The sequence below is a fragment of the Flavivirga eckloniae genome (assembly GCF_002886045.1).
Taxonomy (GTDB): domain Bacteria; phylum Bacteroidota; class Bacteroidia; order Flavobacteriales; family Flavobacteriaceae; genus Flavivirga; species Flavivirga eckloniae.
Window position 1 is genome coordinate 5102656 of sequence record NZ_CP025791.1, and the last position, 22128, is coordinate 5124783.

Here is a 22128-nt window from a genome sequence, read left to right on the forward strand (position 1 = left end):
ATGATTCCCTTCAATAATTTTAAATCCCACTACATAGACCTTAAGCCTAATATAGATAATGCCATAGCCCGAGTAATGGACAGTGGTTGGTATGTTTTAGGCAAGGAGGTTGAGGCATTCGAGAATGAATTTGCACAATATCTTAATGCTAAATACTGTATAGGAGTAGCTTCGGGTACCGAAGCGATAACCTTGGCTTTAATGGCAAACGATATAGGGCAGGGCGATGAAGTAATAACCACTAATGTTACGGCATTTCCAACAATTACTGGTATTGTACAAGCTGGTGCAAAACCTGTAGTTGTGGATGTTTTTAAGGAAGATGGCCTTATTGATTTTACAAAAATAGCTTCAAAGATCAATGAGAATACCAAGGCTATGGTTCCGGTACATCTATACGGACAGAGTTGCGATATGGATCAGATTTTAAAAATCGCAAGGCAGCATAATTTGTACGTTATAGAAGATTGTGCTCAGGCAACAGGAGCTACATATAAAAATAAAAAGTGTGGCACCATAGGCGACTGCGGTACTTTTTCCTTTTACCCAACAAAAAATTTGGGAGCATATGGCGATGGAGGTGCTATAACAACTAATAGCGAAGCGATTTATAATAAGTTACTCGCGCTAAGAAACTATGGGCAAACAGAACGGTATCATCACGATTTTAATGGTATAAACAGTCGATTAGATGAACTACAAGCTGCTATTTTAAGAGCAAAGCTTCCTTTTTTAGATCATTGGAACAAAAAGCGAGAACAAATCGCTTTCTATTATAAATCACATCTTAAACGCGTTGAGTTTATAAGAGAAAACAAGTACGGCAAATCTGTTTACCATCTATTCGTAATTAAAGTAGAAAATAGAGTTCACTTCTTAGAATATTTAAAAGACAATGGTGTGTCTGCATTAATACATTACCCAATTCCTATACATAAGCAAAACGCTTTTTTATATCAAAAAGATGAAATGTTAAAAGAATCGGAGGGTTTTACAGGTCATATTTTAAGCTTACCTATATATCCCGAATTATCAGAAAAAGACCTTCAAAAAATTGTTACCGTAATAAATAATTATGAGTCATAAAGAAGCAGTATCTATTGTAATACCTGTTTACAACGGAGAAAAGTCTATCACAAATTTAGTAGCACATCTTATAGCTAAATTATCCCCGTCCTACAGATTAGAAATTGTGTTGGTGAATGATTGTTCTAAAGATAATTCAGAGGCTGTTTGTGTTTCTGTTTATCAAAAACATACAGACGTTGTTAAATTCTTGAGCCTCTCAAAAAATGTAGGAGAGCACAATGCTGTTATGGCGGGGTTAAACCATATTACAGGAAATTATGTCGTAATTATGGATGACGATTTTCAAAATCCGGTAAGCGAGGTCATTAAACTTATAGAGCATGCCATAATAACCCAGAACGATGTTGTTTATAGTTATTATGATAAAAAAGAACATTCATTTTTTAGAAACTTAGGTAGCAGATTCAACGATAAAATGGCAACAATCCTACTTAAGAAACCTAAAGACCTTTACCTATCTAGTTTTAAGGTTATGAATAAGTTTTTGGTAGAAGAAATCATTAAATACAATTTACCATTTCCGTATATAGATGGGTTAATTTTAAGAACAACCAATAACATTGGGAAACTTAAGGTAAAGCATGATAAAAGAACCAATGGCCCTTCAAATTATACACTTAAAAAGTTAGTGGCGCTTTGGATGAATATGTTTACTAATTTTTCCATTTTACCACTTCGGGTTTCAATGGTAATCGGTTTTGTTTTTTCCTTATTTGGTTTCGGGTATGGTCTGTTTGCCATCATCGAAAAATTATATAACCCAGATTTACCTGTTGGTTATACGGCTTTAATTGTTTTGGTATCCATTTTTTCCGGAATCCAATTAATGGCCTTAGGGATGGTAGGGGAGTATTTGGGGAGAATGTTTATGTCTCAAAATAAAAAGCCGCAATATTCAATAAGAAAAATATACACCAAGCAATAATGGAAAACCAGGAATACTATAAAATGTATCAACAGGAAAATGAGTTTTGGTGGTACAAAATTTTACATAACATTGTTAAGCAGTTTATTCTTAAAAGTTTTCCAAAAGGAGATTTAAAAATTTTCGATGCCGGTTGTGGAACCGGAAGAATGATAGAGGTTTTGCAACCGTTTGGAGACGTATCGGGTTTAGATTTTTCTACAGAAGCCGTTAGTTTTTCAAAAGAAAGAGGTTTAAAAAATATTTATCAAGGCGATATTAATACTTGGGAGTTTAAAGAAAATAGTTACGATGTTATTATTTCCTTAGATGTATTGTATCATGAATCGATAATAGATGAAAAAATTATTCTGAAGCGTATGTATAATGGATTAAAAGACAATGGCATTTTAATTTTAAACCTACCAGCATTTAACCACTTAAAACGAGAACATGATATCTGTGTTCAGACAAAAAAAAGATTTACAAGGAAACCTACAAATAAAACATTAAAGCAGTTAAACTTTAAGATATTAAAATCTACTTACAGAATACCATTGCTCTATTTCGTTATTTTGGCTTTAAAACTGAAAAGGAAAATCGTTAAGCCAAAAACGACACAATCTGATTTAAATATGATTGCAAAACCAATTAACGGCTTTTTTACTTTTCTTGGCGCACTTGAAAATAAATACATTTCGAAAATAGGAAGCCTGCCCCTGGGAAGTTCATTGTTTATTGTTGCAAAAAAAATGAGCGATGATGTTTAATTTGTTTAACAATAAAATGATCTATTATGGTTTGCTGTTCCTTTTTATAGCCTTAACAGGAAGCTATTTGTTTATTATTTATGCATTTCCTTCGGTTTCTAACGATTCTGGATATTATTTAAAAATAGCTTACGATCTGGCAAATGGATTGTCATTTTTTAAAGAACTTAATTGCAGTTATTCACCTTTGGTAATGTATATGCTTTCTGTACCATTTTATTTTAGCGATGGTATTGGGTTGGTATTTATGTTTACGTATTACTTTGCTGTATTTCCTTTAATTGGTGTGCTCTTTTATCAAATATTAAAGCATTACAGCAGTAGCAAAAAAATGTGTCTTTTTTTTACCACCTTATTAATTGCAGCAAATTTTGTTTTTGAAGGGTTTCATATATTATTGGAACCTTATGTTTTGTTGTTTCAATTAACCGCTATTTGGATATTGTTAACATGGAAACTTAAAAGCAGCAGCTTGTTTTTGGTAGGTGTATTAATTTTTTTAGCCTTTTACTCGAAACAATATGGGCTTTTTATATTTCCGGCCGTCGTGTTTTGGATCTATAAAGAAGCCAATAATACCAAACGGTTTTTTATTAAAACCAGTTATTTGGGCTTTGGTTTTTTGGTGCCTATATTATTAGCAATAGGTTATTTTTATACATATGAAAATATTGCTGTCGTTAATTTTTTAGCCAGACTGTTTGGTATAGATGCCTTAAAAGGGGATGAGGTTATTACATGGGTAGCGTATACCACGGCTGGAGTTTTTAAAAAAGTGGGGCAATTTACTATAGACTTTCCATTTTTTGCGTTGCTTCTATTTTTTATCTTTAGTAAAAAGAATAAGATCACATCACAAATTAATGGTTTTTCTCTATTGCTAGTAATTGGTGCGTTTTGCACGCTTTACTTTGCATATTATTCGCATTATTTTCAACTCATAATACCTTATGTAATCCTTGCTATGCTTTCGTTTGGCAGGAATATTTTAGAGAAGAAGTCTATGATACTAGTTCCTTTATGTCTTGTATTTTTAGTTGGAGCTTCGCTTAAATATAAAAACAAGTTTGTAGAAAAAAGGGAACACCATCATGAACAATTGGTTAATATACCAGTTCTTAAATCTAACGTGATTAGTAAGGATGTTTATTTACACGGTATATCGCCAGCCTATTATTTTTTGTGCAAATATAATTCGCCAAGTTATGCTGTTTTAGGTTATAAATACCCTGTATCGTTAACATTGAATACCATTGCGAGCGAAATTTCTAAAGGAGGCTGTATTTTAATCGAGCCAAAATTCTTTAAACCAGAACTCTTTAATGCCTATTCAAAAATAAATGAGTTTAAAGTTATGGACGGATCAAATAGTAAAACAATTTTTCTTTTAGAAAAAAACTAACCGTATTTACCATGTTATCTCTCAATTTAATTGACTAAAAAATTATGAAGCTTACCAACAGATGTTTGAATGTTTTATCCAGTATTACAAGAAAACTGGCTTACCACCAAAAACTTAATCAGTTATACAAACATTTTAACAGAATGGCATTGGCGTTAGGTGCAGAGCCGATAGTTACGGCCAAAATGAAAGACAATACCAAAATATTGGTAGACCTAAGTACAAGAACCGAAAGAGTGTCTTTTTACACTGGTAAATACGATCCCGAATTAATTACCGTAATTCATTCTTTGTTTAACCCCAATAAGTGTTTTTTGGATATAGGAGCCAATATTGGTTTTTATTCCGTTTCAATGAGTCATCTTATTAGGAATAAAAAAGCTACAGGACATGTTATTGCTTTTGAACCATTTGAGGGTAACTACTTAAGGTTAGTCAAAAACCTGGAGATAAATAACTTAAGCAAAGTATGTAAAGCAAACCCTTTTGGATTATCAAATAAATCAGATACAACCGAGATAACTTTAAGGGAGGACTTTAAACATGGGGCTAATACTGGAAATGCAGCCATACGTACAAGTGAGGCTATGGATGAAGGCTTTAAAGTGTCACCGATTAAACTTGAAAGATTAGACGATATCTGGCATAAAGATTTTAGCGAGAACAAAAGCATAGATATGATAAAGATGGATATTGAAGGGCACGAAGACTTTTGTTTGGATGGTGGACAAGAGGTTATAAACAAGCACCGTCCAACTATACTCATGGAAGTTAATAAGCCTTATTATGAGGCACGAGGGGTTAAATTGGATGAACAGTTCTTCCCGCTTATTCCAGAAAACTATAATATTTATAAGCAAAAAGGGACTAAATGGGAGCGTATAGAATCTTTAACTGTATGTACAACCATTGATAATGTATTCTTAATTCCACAGGAAAAACTTAGCCTAAGCGGTTACCATATTTTTGAAGGTTAACGGAATTGGGAGTTTTTCCTTTTCCTCTATAACAACTCTTATTTTTTGATAGAGTATTTGTTAAAATAACACATTGCATTCTTTCGAAAGGGCAATTAACCGATTCCTTCAATAACTACTTTTCATTGGTGTTAACGGCAAAACACTTTAACATTTTCAATTCAAAAAAACTTAAAAATTTTGTAGGGTATTTTTCAGATTAACTGTTCTAGTTAAATAGCCTATTTATTTAAACAATGAAATTGAAAAATAAGATTAAATCTGCCTTAATTATAACAACCTACAATTGGCCAGAGGCTTTAGAGTTGGTTTTAAAAAGTGTAGAAAAGCAAATAGTACTTCCAACAGAAGTTATGATTGCAGACGATGGGTCTACAGACGAGACTAAGAAACTAATTGAAAGGTTTCAATATAATTTTCCAGTTCCAATAACACATGTATGGCATAAAGATGAGGGGTTTAGGAGATCGGCTATATTAAATTTGGCCATTTCCAAAACAGATGCAGATTATATCATTCAGTTAGATGGCGATTGTATCATACACAAAAGCTTTGTTAGAGATCATTTAAATTCAGTTGAAAGCGGCATTTACTTATTTGGATCCAGAGTAAATATTCAAGAGCCGTATTTAAATGAGTTTTTTAAGAATAAGACCATAAAGTTTCCTTACTTGGCTAAAGGGGTAAAGAAGCGTAATAGAAATATACATTTACCCTTATTAGGAGAGATGCTTTATAAAAAGAACAATAAGCTATCTGGAAAGCTAAGAGGGTGTAATCTGTCGTATTGGAAAACAGATTTTTTAAATGTTAATGGTTACAACGAAGATATGACAGGATGGGGCAGGGAAGACTCCGAATTTATAATAAGAATGATAAACAAAGGCATATTGGGGAAACGATTAAAATACAAAGCAATTATTTATCATATTTGGCATAAAGAAAGCTCTAAAGAAAAACTAGACCTTAATCACAATATACAGGAAAACGCACTAAAAAATAAGTTAACCTGGTGTGAAAATGGTATAGATAAGTATATAAACGTAAATCCCGTAAAAAAAGAGGCAGCAGTTTCATAAGTAAAATAATGTGAAACTCAAAAGGAGAAGTAACTATTATATAGTTTAGTTAGCCAGACCAGACCTGTCAGGTTTTAAATCGGTAACATTAGCATTAAAGAAATCACTTGTTTTTATGAAGCCTATAAAGCTTGATGTACTTTAAAAAAGTAACATTAAAGGTTTGTACACAAATAATAAAACCATTTAAGCCATCCAAAAAGCCACGTCTTAAAAAATAGGCTTTAAAAAATGCCCAAGACGGGTTAAAAATAATTTTCCAAAGCGAAGATTTTTTCCCTAAATCGAAATACGCTTGGGCTGCAATACTTGAAAAGTTCTGAACCTTGATATTGTGTTCATCGTAATCTCTGTAAATCCAATGCAGTAAATCACCTTTAAGTTTTCCTGCTTTTAAGCCTTTTTTTAGTGTATACCTATCATGAGGGTTTATACCTTTCCATTCACCATTACCTTTTTTAAAAAGCCGTAGTTTTTTATCCGGATACCAATCGGAATGCTTTATCCATTGTCCGCAATAATTATTTAATCGGTTGCAATAATACCCATCAAATTCCCAATTCTCTTTTGCTTTTAAAATGGATTCTTTAAGTGTATCAGACAGAGCTTCATCACCATCGAGCGATAAAATATAATCGTATTTGGCACGAGAGAGGGCATAGTTTTTTTGTTCAATATAACCCTCAAACTTATTTTGGATTAATACTACATTAAATGCTTCGCATATTTCAAGAGTTCTGTCTGTAGAAAAAGAATCTACAACAACAATTTCGTCAACAACATCAACTAACGATTTTAAACACTTTTCTAAATGTTCTTCTTCATTATAAGTAATTATTACTCCGGAAACTTTTATCATTTTGATATACTATAAGTAGTTGTAAAAATAGGTTAATTAAGTTCTTTTTTGACTTTCTGTAGGGCAGAAGCTATTATTTGGTGCATGTCGTAATATTTGTATTCGGCAAGTCTACCACCAAATATAATGTTAGATTCTTTTGAAGCCAGTGTTTTGTATGCCTGATATTTTTTTTGATTCTCATCGTTGTTAATCGGGTAATAGGCTTCCTTCTCTGGAGTCCATTGTTCCGAGTACTCTTTAGTAATCACAGTATGCTCTTGTTTACCAAACTCGAAATGTTTATGCTCAATTATTCGTGTATAAGGCACGTCGGCATCATTATAGTTTACAACGGCATTACCCTGAAAATTATCAGTATCAAGTCTTGAGTTTTCAAAGCGTAATGAACGATATTCCAAGTTACCATACTCATAGTTATAGAACTCATCTATTTTTCCTGTATACACGATCTTTTTAGCTAACGTAGTGTATGTTTCTTTTTCTTCAAAAAAATCAACATTGGTTTTAACGTCTATACCTTCCAATAAACCGTCGATTATTTTGTTGTAACCGCCTTTAGGAATGCCCTGATAGGCATCATTAAAATAATTATTATTGAAGGTATAACGAACGGGCAATCGCTTAATTATAAAAGCAGGAAGCTCGGTAGCTTTTTTGCCCCATTGTTTTTCGGTATACTCTTTTATAAGTGTTTCGTAAACATCTTTTCCTATTAAGGATAGTGCTTGTTCTTCTAAATTTTCAGGATTTTTACGACCATGTTCTTTAATCTGGCCTTCTATAATTGTTTTGGCCTCTTCGGGTGTTTTGGTGCCCCACAACTGGTAAAACGTATTCATATTAAAAGGCAGGTTATATAACTTTCCTTTAGATATAGAAACCGGTGAGTTTACATAATTATTAAACTCTGCAAATTGATTTACATAGTCCCAAATATACTTATCGTTAGTATGAAAAATATGAGCCCCATATTTATGTACATTAATACCGTCTACATTTTCGCAATATACATTTCCGCCTACATGATCTCTTTTGTCTATAACCAAACATTTTTTTCCTTTTTTTGTTGCTTCATGAGCAAAAACACATCCAAATAACCCAGCACCAACAATTAAATAATCATACATTTGTATACTTTTATAATTTTTAGCAAAACTAGGATATAAATTACCGACAAAAAAACTTTTCAAGACAATGTATTACATTTCCAGAAACTATAAATCGTTATTTAACGCAGCAGGAAAGGCAAAAACAGATTGTGAATTTACGTTGCGTAAATTGGGGTTTAAAAATCTAGGGTTTAAGCAATCGTCCATACCAAGTTCGGCAGTAGGTACCATCAAAAACTTTTTTGGTATAACCATGGCTTTACTAAGGTTGCCTTTTAAATCTGTTTTATGTACCCAATATCCCAATAACAAGTTTAGAAAGTATATATTGTTTTTTGCCAAGTTAAAACGTTGCAAGATCATTACTATTGTTCATGATGTTAGGGTTTTAAAAGGTAGGGTAAAGGATATCGAAAAAGAATTATCAAAAATCGTATGTTCTGATGTTATTATAGTTCATAATGAATCGATGAAAGCATGGTTCTTAGAGCAAGGAACAACCATACCTATAGTAGTTTTAGGGATTTTCGATTATGTCTCTGAAGAAAGACCACTTCAAAATAAAGACGTTAATCAGAGTGATGTTTATAATATAGCCTATGCAGGAGGCTTTGGTGATGGCAAAAATGCATATATCTTCGATTTTGATATACTGGATCATAGCAAATACAATTTAAAGTTATACGGCATTGGTTTTGACGCCAGTAAACGAAAAGTAAACGAAGATGAGTCGATTATTCATTACCAAGGCGCATTTCCGTCGGATCAGATAGCCTATAAAATTGAAGCCGATTTTGGATTGGTGTGGGATGGTATCTCCACTGAGTCTTGTAGTGGCGATTTGGGAGAATATTTAAAATATAATAACCCTCATAAAACATCTTTATACCTTTTATGTGGACTTCCGGTAATAGTTTGGGATAAAGCCGCTATAGCATCCTTTATTGTAGAGAATAATTTAGGAATAGGTGTTGCGAACCTAAAAGATTTAAATGCTATTTTAGAAAACTTATCTGAAGAAGATTATAAATTAATGAAAAGCAATGTGCAAGCCGTTCAGGAAAAAGTAATGAATGGAAAGTTTGTTGAAGCCGCCGTTACAAAGGCATTGGAAGAACTTAATAATCAGTAACTCTAAGCAATGATTATTTCAAGAAGTTCTTTAGTGTATCTTCAAAAAGCTGTGGTTCGAATTTTTCGTATAACGAAAGCGCTTCATTTTTGAAGGCTTTTTCGGGTTTGGTATACAGTTCGGGTTTAAAATCCTTTAAATGGACACCAACATTATCGTCGTTTTCAAAAAGGCTCCAAGTGGCTTTATCTATCCACGGTGAAAAAATAGCAAAGGTTTTAACACCTAAAGCTTTAGCCATATTAATAGCGCCACCCTCATTGCCAATTACAGCATCACAATGATGTGTAAGAGCCAAAAACTCCCTTAAGCTTTTACCAAATACATTAAAGAAAACATGTTGTTGGGTTTCCTGTTTACATAAATCAAGTATCGATTTGGCTTCTGCTTCCTGTTTAGGGATGTAGTTAAATAATATTTGTCCGGAGGTTTCTTCAACTAAAGTATCAATAACTTTAGCCATATAGTTAAAAGGATAGGTCTTCTTTACACCGCTTCCTAATACACTAATCATATATAACGGCTTATTGAAATCGATCTTATGATCCTCCAAAAAGCGTTTACTATTAGTAATTTCCTTTTCGGTTAAATAAATTTTAGGCTTTATAAATTTTGGTTCAATACCTAAAGGAGCTAGCAGTTGCATTCTGTTAACAATGGCTAATCCCGATTTACCGCTGTTGCTCTTTTCTCTTTTTATATTATGGTGATAAAAAAGCGTAGAATAAGATTTATGGTACGAAATTTTGGTTTTTGCACCTGAAAAAATACTGATTAAATTACTGGATATTTTTGAATAAACATCAACAACTATATCATACTTTTCATGTCCTATCGATTTAGCGAACTTAAAAAGTTTGGCTTTACTTTGTTCGACTTCTTTAGTAAATAAGATGAGGTTATCGATATTAGGGTTATTTTCTATAACCGCAACCGTATGATCATTAACTAAATAGTCTAATTGTGCTTTTGGGTATTTTAAGCGAAGTGCTTCAAACAGAATACTGCTTGTAAGCACATCGCCAATCATTTTTTGTTGTATGATTAAGATTTTCAAAATTTACAACTCCCGTTTTTCATATATTTTTTGCAAATAAAATAAGCACTGCTTACTGCCACTGAACACTGAATACTGTGAACTGTATACTGCAAACTAACTTAAACCGCTACATTATGCTCTCTTAAAGCATCATTAAGCGATGTTTTTTTATTAGTACTCTCTTTACGTTTACCAATAATTAAAGCACAAGGTACATTATAGGTTCCAGAAGGGAATTCTTTGGCATAACTACCAGGTATTACTACAGAACGTGCAGGTACTCTTCCTTTGTATTCAACAGGTTCATCGCCTGTAACATCAATAATCTTAGTACTCATAGTTAAAACAACACCAGCGCCTAAAACAGCTTCTTTTTCAACACGTACCCCTTCAACAACGATACATCTCGATCCAATAAAGGCATTATCCTCTATAATTACCGGAGCCGCTTGTAAAGGTTCTAAAACACCACCAATACCAACACCACCAGATAAGTGAACGCCTTTACCAATTTGTGCACAACTACCAACAGTAGCCCAGGTGTCAACCATAGTTCCTTCGTCTACATAAGCACCAATGTTTACATAACTAGGCATTAAAATAGTACCACTTGAAATATAAGCACCATGTCTAGCAACAGCATGAGGTACCACACGGATGCCTTTTTCTGCATAGCCGCTTTTTAATGGAATTTTATCATGAAACTCTAAAGGACCAGCTTCAATGGTTTCCATTTTCTGAATTGGGAAATATAACACAACGCCTTTCTTAACCCATTCGTTAACCTGCCAACCATCTGCAGTAGGCTCAGCAACTCTCAATTCTCCTTTATCTAATAAGTCTATAACCTTTCTTATAGCAGAAGTTGTTGACTCTTCCTTTAAAAGCTCTCTGTTATCCCAGGCACTCTCAATGATTTGTTGTAGTTCTAACATTTTAATATATAATTTTTGAGCAAATATAATAGGTATCATTTAAAAAATAGAATGAATAAAGCTATTATATAAATTATTTAAGAACTCTAATTTTTTTCATCGATTAGCCATAAATTTGATAATAAAGTCGCTTATTTTTCCTTTAAAATAAAACAATAAATCGATGAAATGCATTTCATGTGTATTTCGTCTTATTTAGTCCCCATTTTATCTGTTCGTCGATAAAAATTTGTAGCTCCACTACTAATCGAAAATTCATTTACTTATAACTAATTTATTGTGTATGAGGCTTCTTCTGGATATATATTTGGAACATCAAACAATGAGAAACGATGAAAACAAATTTTTACATATTACTAATTTTATTACTGTCTTTTTCTTATGGTGATGCACAAGGCAGAACTGAAATTGAAGAGAATGGAGCTAATAAAGTTGTGGTAACTAATGTAAATGATAACGTTACCATTGTAACTGATTATAACCCAGTTAAAACTGAAAATAAAGCATTATTGATTGATGAAGATGAATTAAAAGAGTCTATTGCACGTACTAGTGATATTAGACAATATTTAAATCATGTAAGAAACGTTCAAAATATTAAATTGTTATTTCCAAAAATAAATAAAGCGGTTAAAGCTTAATAAGGGTTTTAAATTTTATCACAAAAGTTAAAAGTTAAAGGTTAAAGTAGCGAAAGAGGACTGTCTGAAAAGGCGGTCTTTTTTTATTTGTATTTATTGCAAACTAAATACTACCGTTGACGTCATTTGTAAATTTCTTTTATGCAAGCAATTAACCTATGTCCGGTCGAGCGCAGTCGAGACCTTCTTAAAACCTCTAGACTTAGCTCCTTTAGACATGACGTCATTATTTCCGCTTGATAAAATTTTTGTCTCTAATCTCGATGAGACAGCTTTTAGCTTTTAATACTTTTTCAAAACCCCACTTAATTTATTACAGTAAACTCAGATACTGGGATTAATAAACTATTTTTGCACAAAATAGATATATGGCTCGCATTTTAGCAATAGATTTTGGTACAAAAAGAACAGGTATAGCAGTAACAGACGAGCTACAAATTATAGCCTCTGGGCTTACTACCGTTAATACACCAGAGCTTTTAAAGTTTTTAAAGAACTACACTGCTAAAGAGCAGGTTGAACTGTTTTTGGTTGGAGAACCAAAACAAATGGATAACACGGCTTCGGAAAGTGAAACATATATCCTCCCATTTATAGAGCGTTTAAAAAAGGAATTTCCTAATATTCCAATAAAAAGAATAGACGAACGATTTACTTCTAAAATGGCTTTTCAAACTATGATTGATAGTGGATTAAAAAAGAATCAGCGAAAAAATAAAGCACTTGTAGACGAGATAAGTGCCACGCTTATTTTACAAAGTTATTTATATTCTAAATAAACAGAACGTCATTAAGAATATATTTGATGCAAATACTACTAATAAATTATAGTATTTTTGCAACTATAAAAATACAAAACGAGTAATGATTTTACCAATAGTAGCCTTTGGCGACCCAGTTCTTAAAAAGAAAGGAACCGATATAACAAAAGATTATCCTAATCTAGATACACTTTTGGAAAATATGTTTGAAACCATGTATAATGCCTATGGAGTTGGGTTGGCAGCACCACAAATAGGGTTACCAATAAGACTATTTTTGGTTGATACCAAGCCTTTTGCAGAAGATGAAGATTTAACAGCAGAAGAGCAAAACGAATTAAAAGATTTTAGGCGTGTTTTTATTAATGCTAAAATAACAAAGGAAGAAGGTGATGAGTGGGCATTTAACGAAGGGTGTTTAAGTATTCCAGATGTAAGAGAAGATGTTTTTAGACAACCCAAAGTGACGATTGAGTATGTAGATGAAAATTTTAAACCGTATACAGAAACTTTTGATGGATTGATTGCTAGAGTTATCCAACATGAATACGATCATATTGAAGGTGTTTTGTTTACAGATAAACTATCTAGTTTAAAAAAGCGTTTAATAAAAGGAAGACTAACCAATATATCTAAAGGTAAGATTAAGGTTGATTACAGAATGCGTTTTCCAGATCAAAAAAAGAAGCGATAATATTTGCAAGCCATTAATAAACATTTGATATTTGTCCCTTTCAAAGCATAATTATGAGTTTAGATAAAGTACTATCAATAGGAGGAAAACCAGGTTTATATAAATTAATAACACAAACACGAGGTGGTTTTGTTGCCGAATCGTTAATAGATAACAAACGTATATCTGTAAGTGTGCAAAATAACGTTAGTGTTTTAAGTGAAATAGCAATTTATACGTTAACAGAAGAAGTGCCACTTAAACAGGTTTTAGAAAACATCAAGAAAAAAGAAAATGGTGAGCCATCTTCTGTAAAGCCTAAAGACAGTAAAGATAAATTAGAAGAATATTTCTTTGATGTGTTGCCAGATTATGATGAAGATAGGGTATATGCAAGCGACATTAAAAAAGTTATACAATGGTATAATTTATTACAACAAAACGATATGTTGAATTTTTTAGAATCAAAAGAAGAAAACGATACATCGTCAGATGAAGAAGAATAAAAATTAAAACCTCCAAGCTTGGAGGTTTTTTTTGTGCTTTATTGTAAGTTTTTTTAGAGCTTTCCGACTGTATGTTAAACAATAAAAAGACTACTAATGAAATCCATTTGGTTTTTTGATGATGTTAATCTTTTCAAGGTGCTATGTCCCCATAAGTTTAAAGCTTATAAAGCGAATCACGATTTCGATGCCTACAAAAAGAAAGACTACATATATTTTGAGGAAGACTCTGCCAATAAAGTATACCTTATAGAAAAAGGGAAGGTAAAAATTGGTTATTACAGTGAAGAAGGAGACGAGGTTGTTAAAGCTATTTTAACACGTGGCGAGTTATTCGGAGAAACAGCTATTCTAGGAGAATCTAAGCGAGAAGAATTTGCCCAATCGATTGACAATGCTACAAGCATTTGTCCGATAGGCGTAGACACGATGCATGATTTAATGCGAAATAATCAAACCTTTAGTTTTAAAATATACAAGCTAATCGGTTTTAAGTTAAAAAAACTCGAAAGGCGATTACAGTTACTTTTATTTAAAGATACCAAAACGCGTCTTGTTGAATTTTTGGATGAGTTATGTTCAGACTACGGGTACGATTGTGAAAAAACCGGCGACAAGGTAATCCATCACCCCTATACACAAAAAGATATAGCCTCTTTAATAGGCACTTCCAGACCGACTTTAAACATACTTTTAAATGAATTAAAGGAGGAAAAAGTAATTCAATTTTCCAGAAAAGAAATAAGAATTCATAAAAAAACTGCTTAATGTTAGATAGCTAACATTTTATAAAAGTTGAGCATCATATTTTTGAAGTATAAAAAATACTTAAAAAAAATATGATGATTAAAAAAATGTTTATAGCAGTATTAGCAATGGGATTTTTAGCTACTTCCTGCAGTAATGACGACGATAACACACCAACAACAGCTAATTTAACTTTAGAGTTGGATGGTTTAGAAGCCTTAGGAAACGGTTATGTTTATGAAGGTTGGATAATTGTAAACGGAGCACCCATCTCTACAGGAACGTTTACATCGGTTACTTTCCCACAATCTTTTACAGTAGATGCTACTCAATTAGCTAATGCAACAGATTTTGTACTATCGATTGAACCAGCAGGAGAAACTGGAGTTGAAGCCGCGACACCGGCAAAAACAAAATTATTAGCAGGAGGTTTTTCTGGAAGTACAGCAAATGTAAATACAGGCATTGTGGGCGATTTTAGTAACGCTACAGGTAAGTATATTTTAGCGACTCCTACAGATAATGATGATACAAATGAATCTAGCGGTGTTTGGTTTTTAGATAACACAAATGCACCACCTCCAGTTGCAGGACTAGATTTACCTACATTAGAAGAAGGGTGGAAGTATGAAGGATGGGCAGTAATTAACGGTACACCAATAAGTACAGGTACGTTTACTAAAGTAGCAGCAACTGATGATGCGGCACCTTTTAGTGGAAGTGTTGCTTTACCAACACCAAATGGAGCAGATGGATTTTTTCCAGGAGAAGATTTTCTAGAGAATGCGCCTAATGGAGTAACATTCCCTACAGACTTAAAAGGAGCAACTATAGTTATTTCTATAGAACCAAGTCCAGACGATAACCCAGCTCCATTTACACTAAAGCCCTTAGCTCATGTTGTACCAGCTAATGCAGCAGATCATACAGTTATATCTATGGGGACTGGACCAGTAGTAGCTTTATCTGGGAAAGTTACACGATAAAGCGTATAAAATATTTTGATTTTAATTAGATTTAAGGCATCGTTTCGACTTAGAAACTATGCCTTAAATTATTTTATGCTCATGTCTAGAAGAAAAAAAATTAGTTTAAAGAATATTATTTTTTTAGTTGTTGTTGCACTTTTAATTATTCCGCAAACGCGACAGCCTATACAAATATTTTTACATAAGGGATTGGCGCTTTTTAGTCCATCTGTGGTTAACGAAACAAAACAGTTAAAACTGGAAAATTATAATTGGAAACTTGAAGATGCAAAAGGGACTGCTTTTAATTTTAATGATACTAGAGGGAAAGTTGTTTTGGTAAATTTTTGGGCAACCTGGTGTCCGCCATGTATAGCAGAAATGCCAAGTATGCAATCGTTGTATGATGATTATAAAGATAAAGTTGCATTTGTTTTTGTGTCTAATGAGAATTTTGAGGTAATCGATCAGTTTTTAAATAAAAAAGCGTACACGTTTAAAGTATATAATCCTTTAACCAAATATCCAAAATCTTTCGATGTAACTAGTATTCCCAGAACCTTTTTAATAGATAAACAAGGTAATATCATAATTGATAAAACTGGTGCGGCAAACTGGAATAGTGATACTGTTAGAAAAACTATCGACGACTTGTTGTAGCACTTTTTTTAGATTCTAACAGCTTCATAATAAATAAATTTAAAAGAATTAGCGTAAAGGCGTAGATCGTATCTTCAATCGGAATTGTAAAAAGTCTGATATTCAAATTCTCAGAATTATTATACCAAACAACCTCTTCTGTAATAAAACTACCGGTTAAAATACCATTTACTATAAAAAAAGGGATCAGCATAACTAAAAATGTTAGATAGTAATTACTTAATAAAGCGCTGTTCTTTTTTATTACTTTGATAATTAACATAGCTGCCAGCATAAAATTTATAAAAGTATACCACTTGGTACTATTATAAATTGACAGTATGACTAATAGCATTATAAGTAAATAGCTCACGGTTTTGGTAACTCCTTGCGATAACTTCATATTAGGGAAGTAATACAATAAGGCATAATGTGTAAATGTGCAAGCATAGGGAATACATATAAAAAACAGCCACTCTTCAATAGGTAAAGAAAATAGTTTAACACCTAGAAAATAATCTTCGTTAAATCCCCAAATACCATTTATGGTGAAAATAATGTCCCAGGGAATAAAAAGGAGCATACTTATAAATATACTTATAAATAAAGGTTTCCAGCGTTTGTAAAAGTTTAGTTTAGGGTGAAAACTAAATAAAAAGGGAATAGATAAAGATCCTAAATTTAGCAACAGATATAAATAATCCATCAGTTACTTTTTAAAGTATTTAAAGGGGACAACCAGCATACCAAAACACTCACCATCTTTTTTTCCTAAGTGTTTATGGTGCATTTTGTGCGCGCGTCTTACGCCTTTAGCATACCAATTATTAGCGTTTCTAAATAATTTAAAACGTTGGTGTATAAAAATATCATGTACCATAAAATAGGATGCTCCATAGGCAAATATGCCTAAGCCAATAGGTAAGCCAGCCCAAAAACTGGTGTATTTCCAAAGCAAGAAAAAACCAATGCTAACAATGGCATAAAAAATAAAGAAAGCATCGTTTCGTTCGAACCAGCTCTCATGGTCTTTTTTGTGATGATCTTTGTGTAAAGACCATAAAAAACCATGCATTATATATTTATGTGTAAACCAGGCCATAAATTCCATAAAGCAGAATGTTCCTAAAAAAATCAATATCCAGAATACAGTATGCATAGCTTAAATTTACATTAAATTTAATTGATATTTTACATAACTGCGCATTAACAACTCAATTTTTTTAGGATTGGAAACTCTAATCCGCGTGTTCTTTATTTTAAGCGCAGGTGTCTTTTTTAGCTTTTTTAGTAACTGGCGATAATATCTGTAGGCAATAAAAACACCAAATTTGGCTTCGATAGGTAGTTTTTTTATACCGCTTAAACCTTTTTCAAAATCGGCCTCAATCTCGTCTATAATACTTTGTTTAGAAGCTTCGTTTAAATTCTTTAAATCAACTTTAGGGAAATAGGTTCTATTTAAATCATCGAAATCTGCTTTTAGGTCCCTTAGAAAATTTACCTTTTGAAATGCAGAACCTAGCGACATGGCGGTATCTTTTAGTGCTTCGTATTTAGCGTCGTCTCCTTTTACAAAAACCTTTAAACACATAAGCCCCACTACATCTGCAGAACCATAAATGTATTCTTTATACTCTTCTTGGGTTAGGTATTTCGTTTTATGAAGATCTAAACGCATACTTTTCATAAAAGCATCTACGTGGTTTTTATGTAAACCATAGCTATGGAATGTATGTTGAAATGAGTTTAATATGGGGTTTAAACTAATTTTATCAACTAATGCCAGTTCTAAATCATTAGAAAATTTATTGAAGAGGTGTTCTTTATTGTAATCATGAAAAGAATCAACAATTTCATCAGCAAAGCGTACAAATCCGTAAATATTGTAAATATCCTTTCTGATGGATTTAGAAAGCATTTTTGTTGCTAGCGAAAAAGAGGTGCTATAAGATTTGGTAACAAGTTTACTACAATCGTAAGAGACAGTATCAAATAATGACTTCATGATTTGGATGGTGTTTAGTTATTAAATCCGCTACTAGTTTTCCTGATATTAAAGATGGAGGAACTCCCGGACCAGGTACTGTTAATTGTCCGGTAAAAAATAAGTTTTTTACTTTTTTGCTTTTTAGTTTAGGTCTTAAAAAAGCAGTTTGCATTAATGTGTTTGCCATTCCGTATGCGTTTCCTTTATACGAATTGTAATCATTAATAAAGTCGTTAACACAAAAGCTTTCTTTAAAGATAATATGATCTTTTACGTTTTGCGATGTTAAGTTTTCAAAACGATGTATAATTTTATCGAAATACGTTTCTCTTAATTCTGGTGTATCGTTTAACCCTGGAGCTAATGGAATTAAAAATATCCCAGCTTCTTTTCCTTCTGGAGCTGAGCTTGCATCTGTTTTACTAGGAAAACTAGCATAGAACAAGGGATTCTCAGGCCATTCCGGGGTATCGTATATAGCTTTGGCATGCGTATAAAAGTTTACGTCGAAAAACAACGTGTGATGATTAACTTGTTTTAGTTTTTTGTTAAAACCAACATAAAATAGGAGCGAGGAAGGTGCAAAAGTTTTTTTGTCCCAATAGCTCTCAGAATATTGTCTGTACGATTCTTCTAAAAGTGTTTCGGTATGGTGGTAGTCGGCACCACTTAAAACAATGTTAGAGGCGTACGTTTCGCCATTAGACACAATTTCTTTGCATTCACCATTTTTAACCACAATTTTTTCTATGGGTGCATCTGTCTTAATGATAACGCCTAATTCCTTTGCTAATTCTTCCATAGCCAAAATGACTTGGTACATGCCTTTTTTTGGATGAAATGTGCCTAAACCAAAATCGGCATAATTCATAAAACTATAAAAGGAAGGGGTGTCGCTTGGTTTGGCTCCTAAAAACAAAACAGGAAACTCCAGAATTTGGATGAGCTTTTCACTCTTGAATTCCTTTCTAACCTCTCTTCTTATATTACTAAAAAATTGGTTTAGTCTTTTTAAAGTTTTTATGCTTACCAGTTCAAAAGGCGATACACCTGGGTTATAAACTAAGTCTTTTATGGCTATATCGTAATTGCTTTTTGCCTGATCAATAAACTTAAAAAGTTTTTTAGAACTTCCAGGTTCTTCCTTTTCAAAAACTTTAGCGATGCGTTCCAGACTATCTTCTATGGTTAAAAAATCATTTTTCCCATAATAGACGCTGTAAGCCGGATTTAATTTTTCTAATGAGTAATAATCTTGAGGTGTTTTATTAAAGTCAGCAAAAAAACGCTCAAAAACATCTGGCATCCAGTACCATGTGGGGCCAATGTCGAAGGTAAAACCTTCTTTTTTTAATTGCCTTGCTCTACCTCCTATGGTACTGTTTTTCTCAAAAACAGTTACCTGGTATCCAGCTTTGGCTAAATAGCACGAAGCCGCCAAAGATGAGAACCCAGAACCAATTATATTTATAGATAAATTCATAATGTTTAACTAAAATACAAAAAAGTTAAACAAAATAAAACTTTTTATAAATCTTTAACTAAATTTTCGATAGAATTAAAAATATGAACTCTTTCAGGAAGGTTTTTAATATTTAAGTCAACCAGCTTTTTTCCTAACAACAACAGGTTGGTGTTTTTTTTGTTTAATAATAACTTATTGAAGCTATTAATATAATATGGAATTTCCTTTTCAGGAGGGCTAACAGTGAAAAAGGATACAAAAGTAATGTCATCAAAGAAGTCTAACAAACTAGTAAGACTTTCCATAGGCACACTTTCTCCAAGGAAGATAGTATGATACCCTTTACTTCTTAGTTGATAGTTAATAAACAACAGACCGATATCATGAATTTCGTTGTCGGGTAAAAACAAGACATAGGTTTTGGAATCTGGCTTAGGCTCCAAGATTTGGAGTCTTTCAATGTTTAAAAGTATTTTTTGCTTTATATGAATAGATAAAAAATGCTCATGTGCTGGAGTAATGGTATTTGTTTGCCATAATAGGCCTATTTCGTTTAGCAATGGTAAAAATACGGTATAGAAAATATCACTAAATGATTGTGTTTCGAGTAAATTATTATAGGTACTATAAAATAATCTCTGATCGAAATTTATCATTGCCATTTTAAAGGCATTGATAGCATGGTCTTCAATTTTTGCTCTAGATGCAATTTCTCTAACCTTAATAGGAATTTCTTCTTCTTTAAGGCTAGCGATTTTAGAGATTTTTATCCCATTATTATTTAAATACGAGATATTGAGAAGCTTTTGAAAACTTGCTAAACTGTAATTTCTAATATTTGTGTCCGTTCTGTTTGGACGTAATAAATCATAACGTTTTTCCCAAATACGTATAGTATGGGCTTTAATCCCAGTTAGGTTTTCTAAATCTTTTATGCTAAAGTTAACATGAATATTGTTCATCAATATTTGTATTTAGTTAAACAAAAATAAACAAAATAATCGACAAAAAGCAAAAAAGCGTAAAACTCTTCTAAATTTGAAAGGAACGTTTTTAGAAAATTCTAAAGAGGTTTAATGTTATATGAAGGTGTTTTTTGTAAATAGTTTATATAAAGGTTAATACATAACCAGCAGGTGTAGCAAGTTATTCAAGAGTATAATTATGTCTTTGCGTAACACTTTTGTGTTAGCTATATTATAAAAAGATTTATGATTATATAGATTTAAATTAATTATCCTTTTTTAATAAATCATTTACCAGTTTTTTTAATTGATCAATTTGATGTTGTTGTAATTTTAATTGTTCTTCCTGATTTATCGTGTATAAAGTTAACTCTTCAATTTTTTCTAAAAGTTTAACATTTATTTCACCCAAATTAATTCCTTCATTCTTAATAACATCATCCTTAGATGGTATGTTTTTAAGGTGTCCATTTTTTCGAATGTAGTTTGCTACTTCACTTATGGGTGTTAAATTATAATCATCTTGAAATACGTAATCTGGCCAGTTGCCTTCTAAAGCAACTTTGACTTCTTCAGCTATAGCTTTGCCTGCAACGGCTAGTGCATAGCCTTTAGTGTCGGTTGTCCCAATTGCTATGTTGTCTTTTACATAAGAAGAACCATTAACATTAAGCATAAAATTACCTGCTGTAAAATTATTTTGATCAAAACCTATATGCAAATTTCCTTCTTTTTTTATTACTATTCCCTGTCCGATACTTGGATTAAATCCTAAAAATAGAGATTCGTTAAAATTATTGGCACTACGTTGATAACCTATTTGAGCAACTGTTGTTTTTGCTGAATTAACAAACTTGATTTTTTGTTCATATAGCTCATTATTATCAATAAAACCACCAGGTATTTCATAACTTAGAGTTAGGTCTCCTCTGGATGCATAAATGCCTCCATTCACATTTAACATTTCATTACCTCTATTACCATATTCATTAAACCCAATATATGTATTGCTATTATTTTGTAAAAATATTCCATCACTAGAACCTGCTCTTATACGTAAAGCTTTGTCAAACCTTAATATTGATGGACCTTCAAGATAAGATATACTACCGGTTAATTGATTGTTATCCCCATAAAAATGTATTCCATGCCTATAATCGATTGTTCCATAAAATGGGTGTGGGGTAATAGGTCTTCTAAGCTTTATATTTCCGCCTTCAATTTTTACATCTGTGTCAACTTCAGTTGGAAGTGGAAAATAGTTTTGATTTTGAGAAAATAAATTATTGATTAGAAGAATAATAATTACAACGGAGAAGATTTCTTTTTTTTTCATAATGAACTTATTAAGATTACTTTGCTAAAGAGCAGTTGTGAATTGTTTGAGTAAAATTAATGAAAGAATCTAAGATTTTGCTAAGGTTTATCCTTGCAAATAGTAAGGATAAACCTTAGTTTTTATTGTCGTGTTTTTA

Annotated in this window: 24 protein-coding genes; 14 read left to right on the top strand and 10 right to left on the bottom strand. The window is 32.2% G+C overall.

Annotated elements, in window-relative coordinates; genetic code table 11:
* The 6 genes from C1H87_RS21035 (at window position 1) to C1H87_RS21060 (ending at window position 6221) form a co-directional block, all read left to right on the top strand.
* The gene (locus C1H87_RS21035) at window positions 1-1086 is read left to right on the top strand and encodes a DegT/DnrJ/EryC1/StrS family aminotransferase (RefSeq protein WP_102757707.1); all 1086 of its coding nucleotides are present in this window, start codon (window positions 1-3) and stop codon (window positions 1084-1086) included.
* On the top strand, window positions 1076-2014 hold the full coding sequence (locus C1H87_RS21040) for a glycosyltransferase family 2 protein (RefSeq protein ID WP_102757708.1): 939 nt from the start codon (window positions 1076-1078) through the stop codon (window positions 2012-2014). Before C1H87_RS21035 ends, C1H87_RS21040 begins: the two co-directional genes overlap by 11 nt.
* Window positions 2014-2763 carry a class I SAM-dependent methyltransferase gene (locus tag C1H87_RS21045; protein WP_102757709.1) on the top strand — a complete coding sequence of 250 codons (750 nt, stop codon included), beginning with the start codon at window positions 2014-2016 and terminating at the stop codon, window positions 2761-2763. Before C1H87_RS21040 ends, C1H87_RS21045 begins: the two co-directional genes overlap by 1 nt.
* Window positions 2753-4165, top strand: coding sequence for a hypothetical protein (locus C1H87_RS21050; protein ID WP_158655313.1), 1413 nt, complete (start codon window positions 2753-2755; stop codon window positions 4163-4165). Before C1H87_RS21045 ends, C1H87_RS21050 begins: the two co-directional genes overlap by 11 nt.
* Window positions 4166-4209: 44 nt before the next feature.
* Window positions 4210-5142 (top strand): FkbM family methyltransferase, encoded by a 933-nt coding sequence (locus tag C1H87_RS21055; protein ID WP_102757711.1) that lies wholly within the window; start codon window positions 4210-4212, stop codon window positions 5140-5142.
* 236 nt (window positions 5143-5378) lie between these two features.
* Window positions 5379-6221: a glycosyltransferase family 2 protein gene (locus C1H87_RS21060; RefSeq protein WP_233783231.1), complete on the top strand. Its 843-nt coding sequence runs from the start codon at window positions 5379-5381 to the stop codon at window positions 6219-6221.
* A 103-nt stretch (window positions 6222-6324) separates the two neighbouring features.
* Here the strand turns inward: C1H87_RS21060 and C1H87_RS21065 are convergent, their stop codons facing one another.
* A complete protein-coding gene (locus C1H87_RS21065) occupies window positions 6325-7080 on the bottom strand; it encodes a glycosyltransferase family 2 protein (protein ID WP_102757712.1) in 756 nt (251 codons plus the stop codon).
* 32 nt (window positions 7081-7112) lie between these two features.
* Window positions 7113-8210, bottom strand: a complete 1098-nt coding sequence (gene glf / locus C1H87_RS21070; protein ID WP_199769316.1) for a UDP-galactopyranose mutase — start codon at window positions 8208-8210, stop codon at window positions 7113-7115.
* A gap of 67 nt (window positions 8211-8277) precedes the next feature.
* On the opposite strand from glf, the gene C1H87_RS21075 reads away from it, so the two are divergent.
* Entirely contained in the window at window positions 8278-9324 is a 1047-nt protein-coding gene (locus C1H87_RS21075; RefSeq protein WP_102757713.1) for a beta-1,6-galactofuranosyltransferase, read from the top strand.
* Between the two features lie 13 nt (window positions 9325-9337).
* Here C1H87_RS21075 and C1H87_RS21080 read toward each other — a convergent pair whose 3' ends face one another.
* Window positions 9338-10381: a glycosyltransferase family 9 protein gene (locus C1H87_RS21080; RefSeq protein ID WP_102757714.1), complete on the bottom strand. Its 1044-nt coding sequence runs from the start codon at window positions 10379-10381 to the stop codon at window positions 9338-9340.
* 101 nt (window positions 10382-10482) lie between these two features.
* Window positions 10483-11298, bottom strand: a complete 816-nt coding sequence (locus C1H87_RS21085) for a 2,3,4,5-tetrahydropyridine-2,6-dicarboxylate N-succinyltransferase (protein ID WP_102758358.1) — start codon at window positions 11296-11298, stop codon at window positions 10483-10485.
* 332 nt (window positions 11299-11630) lie between these two features.
* On the opposite strand from C1H87_RS21085, the gene C1H87_RS21090 reads away from it, so the two are divergent.
* The 7 genes from C1H87_RS21090 to C1H87_RS21120 all read left to right on the top strand — a co-directional run bounded on the left by C1H87_RS21090 (window position 11631) and on the right by C1H87_RS21120 (window position 16254).
* Window positions 11631-11939, top strand: a complete 309-nt coding sequence (locus C1H87_RS21090) for a hypothetical protein (RefSeq protein WP_102757715.1) — start codon at window positions 11631-11633, stop codon at window positions 11937-11939.
* Between the two features lie 368 nt (window positions 11940-12307).
* Window positions 12308-12718: a Holliday junction resolvase RuvX gene (gene ruvX / locus C1H87_RS21095; RefSeq protein ID WP_102757716.1), complete on the top strand. Its 411-nt coding sequence runs from the start codon at window positions 12308-12310 to the stop codon at window positions 12716-12718.
* An 85-nt stretch (window positions 12719-12803) separates the two neighbouring features.
* Window positions 12804-13394, top strand: a complete 591-nt coding sequence (gene def / locus C1H87_RS21100) for a peptide deformylase (RefSeq protein ID WP_102757717.1) — start codon at window positions 12804-12806, stop codon at window positions 13392-13394.
* A 53-nt stretch (window positions 13395-13447) separates the two neighbouring features.
* Window positions 13448-13879 (top strand): DUF5606 family protein, encoded by a 432-nt coding sequence (locus C1H87_RS21105; protein ID WP_102757718.1) that lies wholly within the window; start codon window positions 13448-13450, stop codon window positions 13877-13879.
* Window positions 13880-13975: 96 nt separating this feature from the next.
* Complete coding sequence (locus tag C1H87_RS21110) at window positions 13976-14647, top strand: Crp/Fnr family transcriptional regulator (protein WP_102757719.1); 672 nt, start codon at window positions 13976-13978, stop codon at window positions 14645-14647.
* A 71-nt stretch (window positions 14648-14718) separates the two neighbouring features.
* A complete protein-coding gene (locus C1H87_RS21115) occupies window positions 14719-15612 on the top strand; it encodes an anti-sigma factor (RefSeq protein WP_233783233.1) in 894 nt (297 codons plus the stop codon).
* An 81-nt stretch (window positions 15613-15693) separates the two neighbouring features.
* Window positions 15694-16254: a TlpA family protein disulfide reductase gene (locus tag C1H87_RS21120; protein WP_102757721.1), complete on the top strand. Its 561-nt coding sequence runs from the start codon at window positions 15694-15696 to the stop codon at window positions 16252-16254.
* On the opposite strand, the gene C1H87_RS21125 is transcribed toward C1H87_RS21120, so the two are convergent.
* From C1H87_RS21125 to C1H87_RS21150, 6 genes are all read right to left on the bottom strand, one after another.
* A complete protein-coding gene (locus C1H87_RS21125) occupies window positions 16235-16939 on the bottom strand; it encodes a lycopene cyclase domain-containing protein (RefSeq protein ID WP_102757722.1) in 705 nt (234 codons plus the stop codon). The two genes, C1H87_RS21120 and C1H87_RS21125, sit on opposite strands and share 20 nt — an antisense overlap.
* A 3-nt stretch (window positions 16940-16942) precedes the next feature.
* Window positions 16943-17392: a sterol desaturase family protein gene (locus tag C1H87_RS21130; RefSeq protein ID WP_102757723.1), complete on the bottom strand. Its 450-nt coding sequence runs from the start codon at window positions 17390-17392 to the stop codon at window positions 16943-16945.
* A 9-nt stretch (window positions 17393-17401) separates the two neighbouring features.
* A complete protein-coding gene (locus C1H87_RS21135; protein ID WP_102757724.1) occupies window positions 17402-18241 on the bottom strand; it encodes a phytoene/squalene synthase family protein in 840 nt (279 codons plus the stop codon).
* On the bottom strand, window positions 18225-19706 hold the full coding sequence (locus C1H87_RS21140; protein WP_102757725.1) for a phytoene desaturase family protein: 1482 nt from the start codon (window positions 19704-19706) through the stop codon (window positions 18225-18227). The genes C1H87_RS21135 and C1H87_RS21140 overlap by 17 nt, the downstream gene beginning before the upstream one ends.
* Before the next feature lie 44 nt (window positions 19707-19750).
* Window positions 19751-20650, bottom strand: a complete 900-nt coding sequence (locus tag C1H87_RS21145) for a MerR family transcriptional regulator (RefSeq protein ID WP_102757726.1) — start codon at window positions 20648-20650, stop codon at window positions 19751-19753.
* A 268-nt stretch (window positions 20651-20918) separates the two neighbouring features.
* The gene (locus C1H87_RS21150) at window positions 20919-21989 is read right to left on the bottom strand and encodes a hypothetical protein (RefSeq protein ID WP_102757727.1); all 1071 of its coding nucleotides are present in this window, start codon (window positions 21987-21989) and stop codon (window positions 20919-20921) included.
* Window positions 21990-22128: the final 139 nt, after the last annotated feature.

Excerpts from the sequence above, each read along its gene's own strand:
- C1H87_RS21035 (WP_102757707.1), top strand. The coding sequence starts at position 1 with ATGATTCCCTTCAATAATTTTAAATCCCACTACATAGACCTTAAGCCT.
- C1H87_RS21040 (WP_102757708.1), top strand. The coding sequence starts at position 1,076 with ATGAGTCATAAAGAAGCAGTATCTATTGTAATACCTGTTTACAACGGA.
- C1H87_RS21045 (WP_102757709.1), top strand. The coding sequence starts at position 2,014 with ATGGAAAACCAGGAATACTATAAAATGTATCAACAGGAAAATGAGTTT.
- C1H87_RS21050 (WP_158655313.1), top strand. The coding sequence starts at position 2,753 with ATGATGTTTAATTTGTTTAACAATAAAATGATCTATTATGGTTTGCTG.
- C1H87_RS21055 (WP_102757711.1), top strand. The coding sequence starts at position 4,210 with ATGAAGCTTACCAACAGATGTTTGAATGTTTTATCCAGTATTACAAGA.
- C1H87_RS21060 (WP_233783231.1), top strand. The coding sequence starts at position 5,379 with ATGAAATTGAAAAATAAGATTAAATCTGCCTTAATTATAACAACCTAC.
- C1H87_RS21065 (WP_102757712.1), bottom strand. The coding sequence starts at position 7,080 with ATGATAAAAGTTTCCGGAGTAATAATTACTTATAATGAAGAAGAACAT.
- glf (WP_199769316.1), bottom strand. The coding sequence starts at position 8,210 with ATGTATGATTATTTAATTGTTGGTGCTGGGTTATTTGGATGTGTTTTT.
- C1H87_RS21075 (WP_102757713.1), top strand. The coding sequence starts at position 8,278 with ATGTATTACATTTCCAGAAACTATAAATCGTTATTTAACGCAGCAGGA.
- C1H87_RS21085 (WP_102758358.1), bottom strand. The coding sequence starts at position 11,298 with ATGTTAGAACTACAACAAATCATTGAGAGTGCCTGGGATAACAGAGAG.
- C1H87_RS21090 (WP_102757715.1), top strand. The coding sequence starts at position 11,631 with ATGAAAACAAATTTTTACATATTACTAATTTTATTACTGTCTTTTTCT.
- ruvX (WP_102757716.1), top strand. The coding sequence starts at position 12,308 with ATGGCTCGCATTTTAGCAATAGATTTTGGTACAAAAAGAACAGGTATA.
- def (WP_102757717.1), top strand. The coding sequence starts at position 12,804 with ATGATTTTACCAATAGTAGCCTTTGGCGACCCAGTTCTTAAAAAGAAA.
- C1H87_RS21105 (WP_102757718.1), top strand. The coding sequence starts at position 13,448 with ATGAGTTTAGATAAAGTACTATCAATAGGAGGAAAACCAGGTTTATAT.
- C1H87_RS21110 (WP_102757719.1), top strand. The coding sequence starts at position 13,976 with ATGAAATCCATTTGGTTTTTTGATGATGTTAATCTTTTCAAGGTGCTA.
- C1H87_RS21115 (WP_233783233.1), top strand. The coding sequence starts at position 14,719 with ATGATGATTAAAAAAATGTTTATAGCAGTATTAGCAATGGGATTTTTA.
- C1H87_RS21120 (WP_102757721.1), top strand. The coding sequence starts at position 15,694 with ATGTCTAGAAGAAAAAAAATTAGTTTAAAGAATATTATTTTTTTAGTT.
- C1H87_RS21125 (WP_102757722.1), bottom strand. The coding sequence starts at position 16,939 with ATGGATTATTTATATCTGTTGCTAAATTTAGGATCTTTATCTATTCCC.
- C1H87_RS21130 (WP_102757723.1), bottom strand. The coding sequence starts at position 17,392 with ATGCATACTGTATTCTGGATATTGATTTTTTTAGGAACATTCTGCTTT.
- C1H87_RS21135 (WP_102757724.1), bottom strand. The coding sequence starts at position 18,241 with ATGAAGTCATTATTTGATACTGTCTCTTACGATTGTAGTAAACTTGTT.
- C1H87_RS21140 (WP_102757725.1), bottom strand. The coding sequence starts at position 19,706 with ATGAATTTATCTATAAATATAATTGGTTCTGGGTTCTCATCTTTGGCG.
- C1H87_RS21145 (WP_102757726.1), bottom strand. The coding sequence starts at position 20,650 with ATGAACAATATTCATGTTAACTTTAGCATAAAAGATTTAGAAAACCTA.
- C1H87_RS21150 (WP_102757727.1), bottom strand. The coding sequence starts at position 21,989 with ATGAAAAAAAAAGAAATCTTCTCCGTTGTAATTATTATTCTTCTAATC.